The following is a 7208-nucleotide window of genomic DNA, read 5'->3' as shown; positions in this document are numbered from 1 at the left end:
GAGCGCTATGAAACCCGCCCGGCCGATTGCGAGTTGCACTTCATGTCGTTCGCCTTCGACGGTTCCCACGAGGGTTGGATGCACCCGCTGATCAATGGCGCCAGCGTGCTGATCCGCGACGACAGCCTGTGGCTGCCGGAATACACCTATGAGCAGATGCACCGGCACAACGTGACGATGGCGGTGTTCCCACCGGTGTACCTGCAACAGTTGGCCGAACACGCCGAGCGCGACGGCAATCCTCCAGCCGTTCGGGTGTACTGCTTCGGCGGTGATGCGGTGGCCCAGGCCAGCTACGACCTGGCCTGGCGCGCGCTGAAGCCGACCTACCTGTTCAACGGCTACGGCCCGACAGAAACCGTAGTCACGCCGCTGCTGTGGAAGGCGCGCAAGGGCGACCCGTGCGGCGCCGTCTACGCGCCCATCGGCACGTTGCTCGGCAACCGCAGCGGCTACGTGCTGGATGCGCAGCTCAACCTGCAACCTATCGGCGTGGCCGGCGAGTTGTACCTGGGCGGCGAGGGCGTGGCCCGGGGTTACCTGGAGCGTCCGGCGTTGACCGCCGAACGTTTCGTGCCGGACCCGTTCGGCAAGCCCGGCAGCCGCGTGTATCGCAGCGGCGACTTGACCCGTGGGCGTCCCGATGGCGTGGTGGATTACCTGGGTCGCGTCGACCATCAGGTCAAGATCCGTGGCTTTCGTATCGAACTGGGTGAAATTGAAGCGCGCCTGCGCGAACAGGACAGCGTCGGCGAAACCGTGGTGGTGGCCCAGGAAGGTCCGACCGGCAAGCAGTTGGTGGCCTACGTGGTGCCGGCCGATGCGACCCTGGCCGACCAGGCCGAATTCCGCGACAGCTTGCGTCGCGCCCTGAAAAGCGGCCTGCCGGACTACATGGTGCCGGCGCACTTCGTATTCCTCGCACAGATGCCGCTGACCCCCAACGGCAAGCTCGACCGCAAGGGCCTGCCGTTGCCGGATGCCAGCCAGATGCAGCAACAGTACGTGGCGCCGCACACCGAACTGGAGCAGCAGATCGCCGCGATCTGGGCCGACGTGCTGCACCTGGCGCAAGTGGGCCTGAACGACAACTTCTTCGAAGTGGGCGGGCATTCCCTGCTGGCCATCCAGATCACCTCGCGGGTGCAGGCCGAGCTGGGCCTGGACGTCCCGCTGATGGAACTGTTCCAGACCGAATCACTGCGCGCCTACGTACAGGCCGCAGCCACTTTCCGCGCCGGCAGCGTGGAAGATTTTGATGATCTTCGTGACTTTTTGAGCGAACTAGAGGCGATTTGAACCATGCTTTCCAACCCTAACATCGACCTGGTGTCGCGCTTTCTTCGCTTGCCTCTGGAACAGCGCCAGCAGTTTTATCAGCGTCTGCAAAGCCGGGGCATGAGTTTCGCTCAACTGCCGATTGCTGCAATCCGTGAGGACGGCCAACGCCTGCCGCTGTCCTATGCCCAGGAGCGCCAGTGGTTTCTCTGGCAGTTGGACCCCGGCAGCGCCACTTACCACATCCCCGGCGCCTTGCGCCTGCACGGTCGCTTGGACCTGGCGGCACTGCAGCGCAGCTTCGACAGCCTGCTGGCCCGACACGAGAGCCTGCGCACCCAACTGGTCGAGGAGGGCGAGCACTTGTGGCAGGCTGTGCTGCCCCAGGCCCGGGTCGAGATTCAACACGCGCAGATCGACGAAGCGCAGTTGATGGCACGGGTGGAAGCGGAGGTGGCGCGGCCGTTCGATCTGCACCAGGCTCCGCTGCTGCGCGTGACCTTGCTGCAACTGGCTGAAGATGACCATGTGCTGGTAATGGTGCAGCACCACATCGTTTCCGACGGCTGGTCAATGCAGGTGATGGTCCAGGAGCTGGTGCAGCTGTATGCCGCCTACAGCCTGGGCCAGGACCTGCAACTGCCGCAGTTGCCGATTCAGTACGCCGACTACGCCCTGTGGCAGCGCGGCTGGATGGAAGCGGGAGAGCGCGCGCGGCAACTGGCTTATTGGCAGGCGCTGCTGGGCGGTGAACAGCCGGTGCTGGAACTGCCGCTGGACCGTCCGCGCCCGGCGCAGCAAAGCCATCGCGGCGCGAGCCTGGAGCTGCATCTACAGCCCGAACTGGTCGCCGGTCTCAAGCGCCTGGCGCAGCAAGAAGGCGTCACCCCATTCATGCTGCTGCTCGCGTCCTTCCAGACCTTGTTGTACCGCTACAGCGGGCAGTCGGATATCCGCGTCGGCGTGCCGATTGCCAACCGCAACCGCGTCGAAACCGAGGGGTTGATCGGGTTTTTCGTCAACACCCAAGTGCTCAAGGCTGACCTGGACGGGCAGATGAGCTTTGTCGAGTTGCTGCAACAGACCAAGCGCCGCGCCCTGGAAGCCCAGGCCCACCAGGACCTGCCGTTCGAGCAATTGGTGATGGCGCTCTCGCCTGAGCGCAGCCTGAGCCACAACCCGTTGTTCCAGGTGATGTTCAACCATCAGACCGACGCCCAGGGCGGGCGCGACGGCCGGCAACTGCCTGGCCTGCGCGTGGTGGAGCTGGACTGGGACAGCCAGACCACGCATTTCGACCTGAGCCTGGATACCCATGAGTCGGCCGAAGGGCTGTGGGCGGCGTTGAATTACGCCACCGATTTGTTCGACGCAGCGACCATCGAGCGCCTGGCGCAGCACTGGCAGCAGTTGCTGCAGACCGTCGTCAGCGATCCGCGCAGGCGTCTGGCCGAGCTTTCGCTGCTGGATGCTACCGAGCAGCAACGCATGCTTCAGGACTGGAACGCTCCGTCCTGTGCCCGTCAATTGCAAGGTGTACACCTGCGGTTCGAAGACCAGGCCGCCGCGCAGCCTGAACGCCAGGCCCTGGCCCTGGACGACCAGGCCCTCAGCTATGGCGAACTGAACTGCCAGGCCAACCGCCTGGCGCACTACTTGATCGCCCAGGGCATCGGCCCCCAAGCCTTGGTCGGGATCGCCGTGGAGCGCTCCTTTTCCATGGTGGTCAGCTTGCTGGCGGTGCTCAAGACCGGCGCGGCCTATGTGCCGCTGGACCCTGAGTACCCCCGCGAGCGTCTGGTGCACATGCTCGAGGACAGCGATGTGCGCCTGGTGCTGACCCAGTCGCACCTGCGTGATCGCCTGCCATTGCCGGCACACGTGGCAGTCGTGGAAATCGACGTCGCCCAGGCGCAGTTGACGCTGTGTGACGGACACAATCCACCGGCTGTTTTCGAACCGCACAGCCTGGCCTACGTGATCTACACCTCGGGTTCCACCGGCAAACCCAAGGGCGTGGCCATCAGCCATGGCGCATTGAGCGAGTTCGCCGGCATCGCCGCCGACTATTCGCAACTGGTCGCGCAAGACCGGGTATTGCAGTTCGCCACCCTGAATTTTGACGGCTTCGTCGAGCAGTTGTACCCGGCCCTGACCCTCGGTGCCACGGTGGTGCTGCGTGGCCCGCAACTGTGGGACGGTGCCGAGTTGTATCGGCAGATCATCGAGCAGGGCATCACCCTGGCCGACTTGCCGACCGCCTACTGGAAACTGTTCTTGCAGGATTGCCTGGCGGCGGGGGCGCGGCCTTACGGGGCGTTGCGCCAGATGCATATCGGCGGCGAAGCCATGCCCCTCGACGGCCCGTTGTTGTGGCAACGGGCGGGCCTGGGCCATGTGCGGCTGCTCAATACCTACGGGCCGACCGAGGCCACCGTGGTCTCCAGCGTGCTGGACTGCACCGACCCCGACGTAATCGGCGGCGTCACCGCCAGCCCCATCGGCCGCGCGCTACCCGGGCGTGGGCTGTATGTGTTGGATCGCGACCTGAACCTGCTGCCTGTCGGCGCCGTGGGCGAACTCTACATCGCCAGCGCCAGCGGCCTGGCCAGCGCTTATCTGCGGCGCCCGAGCCTGACCGCCGAGCGTTTTGTCGCCAACCCGTTCAGTGCCTGCGGCGAGCGGCTTTATCGCAGCGGCGACCTGGCGCGTTATCGCGACGACGGGGTGGTGGAGTATGTCGGGCGGGTCGACCATCAAGTGAAAGTGCGCGGCTTCCGCATCGAACTGGGCGAGATCGAAACCGTGCTGCTGGCCCAGGACGGCGTGCGCGAAGCGCTGGTGCTGGCTGTCGACAACCAACTGCTGGCCTACCTGGTGCCCGCGCAACCGTCGAGTGAAGCCGAACGCTTGATGAACACCCTGCGCGAACAGCTGCCGGACTACATGGTGCCGGCGCACCTGATCTTCCTCGAGCGCATGCCGCTCAACCCCAACGGCAAGCTGGACCGCCAGGCACTGCCCAAACCGGACGCCAGCACGGCGCTCCAGAACTGGCAGGCGCCGGTCACCGCGTTGCAACAGCAGATCGCTGCGATCTGGGCCGATATTCTCGGTGCCGACAACGTCGGTTTGAACCAGCACTTCTTTGAACTGGGCGGGCATTCGCTGCTGGCGATGCAAGTGGTGTCGCGCATTCGCCAGACGCTGCAGCGCGAGGTGCCGCTCAAGGCCTTGTTCGAACACCCACGGCTGGACGCATTTGTCGCGGCACTGCAGGCCCAGGACAACCTGGCGCCCAGCGCACCGCCGTTGCTGCCGGTCGGGCGCGAGCACGCCTTGCCGCTGTCGTATGCCCAGGAGCGTCAGTGGTTTCTCTGGCAATTGGAGCCGCACAGCGCCGCCTACCACATCCCCAGTGCGTTGCGCCTGAAAGGGCAACTGGACCTGGGCGCGTTGCAGCGCAGTTTCGATACGTTGCTGGCCCGGCATGAAAGCCTGCGCACCTGCCTGCGCCAGGAGCATGAGCGTGCAGTGCAAGTGATCGCGCCATCGGCGTCGCTGCAGATCGCTCACGCCGATGTCGACGAGGCTGAACTCCAGGCGCAGGTCGAGGCGCAGATCGCGCAGCCGTTCGACCTGGAACACGGCCCGTTGCTGCGTGTGTCGCTGCTGCGCGTGGCTGCTGATGAGCATGTGCTGGTGCTGGTGCAGCACCACATCGTCTCCGATGGCTGGTCGATGCAGGTGATGGTCGAAGAACTGGTGCAGCTCTATGCGGGCTACAGCCAGGGCGAGGAAGTGCAGCTGCCGGCGTTGCCGATCCAATATGCCGACTATGCCGTGTGGCAGCGCAATTGGATGGAGGCGGGCGAGAAGGACCGTCAGCTGGCGTACTGGCGCGAAATGCTCGGCGGCGAGCAAAGTGTGCTGGAATTGCCGTTCGACCACCCGCGTCCCGCCGTGCAAAGCCATCGCGGCGCACGCCTGGCCTTCGAACTGGACCCCGAGCTGAGCCAACAGCTCAAGGCCTTGGCCCGGCAACAGGGCGTGACCCTGTTCATGTTGCTGCTGGCGTCGTTCCAGACCCTGCTGCACCGCTACAGCGGCCAGGAAGAAATCCGCGTCGGGGTGCCCATCGCCAACCGCAACCGCAGCGAAACCGAGCGGCTGATCGGCTTCTTCGTCAATACCCAGGTCCTCAAGGCGGACCTGCACGGCCAGATGAGCGTCGAGCAGTTGCTGCAACAAACCAGGCAACGCGCGCTTGAGGCCCAGGCCCATCAGGACCTGCCGTTCGAACAGTTGGTGGAAGCCCTGCAACCGGAACGCAGCCTGAGCCACAATCCGTTGTTCCAGGTGATGTTCAACCACCAGACCGACGTCGGCCAGGCCCAGGTCCAGCAGCACCTGCCGCACCTGCTGGTCCAGGGGCTGGAATGGCAAAGCAAGACCGCGCATTTCGACCTCGACCTGGACATTCAGGAGTCCACCGAAGGCATCTGGGCCACCCTGGGTTATGCCCAGGACCTGTTCGAAGCCGGCACCGTGCAACGCATGACGCGCCACTGGCAGAACCTGCTGCAGGGCATGGTCGCCAACCCTCGGCAATCGCTCGGCCAGTTGAACCTGCTGGACGCCGCCGAGCAGCAACACATCCTGCAACTGTGGGACCGCAGCGCCTCCGGTTTCTCGGCCCGGCGTCTGGTGCATGAACGGGTGGCCGACCGTGCCCGGGAAACTCCGGATGCGGTGGCGGTGAAGTTCGCCGACGAGCAGCTCACTTACGGCGAGCTGGATCGCCAGGCCAACCGCCTGGCCCACGCGCTGATCGCCCGTGGCGTCGGCCCGGAAGTGCGCGTGGCGATTGCCATGCCGCGCAGTGCCGAGATCATGGTGGCGTTCCTCGCGGTGCTGAAGGCCGGTGGCGTGTACGTGCCGCTGGATATCGAATACCCGCGTGATCGCCTGCTGTACATGATGCAGGACAGCCGCTCGCGGTTGCTGCTGACCCACTCGACCGTGCAACAGCGCCTGCCGATTCCGCAAGGCCTGCAAGCCCTGGCAGTGGATCAACTGCAGGACTGGTCCGATGACAACTACACGGCGCCGAACGTAGCACTGGACGGCGACAACCTCGCCTACGTGATCTACACCTCCGGTTCCACCGGCATGCCCAAGGGCGTGGCGGTGTCCCACGGGCCACTGGTGGCGCACATCATCGCCACCGGTGAGCGCTATGAAACCCGCCCGGCCGATTGCGAGTTGCACTTCATGTCGTTCGCCTTCGACGGTTCCCACGAGGGTTGGATGCACCCGCTGATCAATGGCGCCAGCGTGCTGATCCGCGACGACAGCCTGTGGCTGCCGGAATACACCTATGAGCAGATGCACCGGCACAACGTGACGATGGCGGTGTTCCCACCGGTGTACCTGCAACAGTTGGCCGAACACGCCGAGCGCGACGGCAATCCTCCAGCCGTTCGGGTGTACTGCTTCGGCGGTGATGCGGTGGCCCAGGCCAGCTACGACCTGGCCTGGCGCGCGCTGAAGCCGACCTACCTGTTCAACGGCTACGGCCCGACAGAAACCGTAGTCACGCCGCTGCTGTGGAAGGCGCGCAAGGGCGACCCGTGCGGCGCCGTCTACGCGCCCATCGGCACGTTGCTCGGCAACCGCAGCGGCTACGTGCTGGATGCGCAGCTCAACCTGCAACCTATCGGCGTGGCCGGCGAGTTGTACCTGGGCGGCGAGGGCGTGGCCCGGGGTTACCTGGAGCGTCCGGCGTTGACCGCCGAACGTTTCGTGCCGGACCCGTTCGGCAAGCCCGGCAGCCGCGTGTATCGCAGCGGCGACTTGACCCGTGGGCGTCCCGATGGCGTGGTGGATTACCTGGGTCGCGTCGACCATCAGGTCAAGATCCGTGGCTT

2 protein-coding genes are annotated in these 7208 nt (G+C 65.2%); both read left to right on the top strand.

Translation table 11 applies throughout. From position 1 onward, the window contains the following. Nucleotides 1-1299, top strand: a 1299-nt coding sequence (locus tag BFP89_RS00840) for an AMP-binding protein (RefSeq protein WP_141689020.1), incomplete at its 5' end; no start/stop codon positions are given. 30 nt (nucleotides 1300-1329) lie between these two features. After that, on the top strand, nucleotides 1330-7208 hold a 5879-nt coding region (locus BFP89_RS00835), incomplete at its 3' end, for an amino acid adenylation domain-containing protein (RefSeq protein WP_370671194.1).

This window comes from Pseudomonas sp. 31 R 17, assembly GCF_900004915.1.
Classification (GTDB): domain Bacteria; phylum Pseudomonadota; class Gammaproteobacteria; order Pseudomonadales; family Pseudomonadaceae; genus Aquipseudomonas; species Aquipseudomonas orientalis_A.
This window is presented reverse-complemented; position numbering and strand designations above follow the sequence as displayed.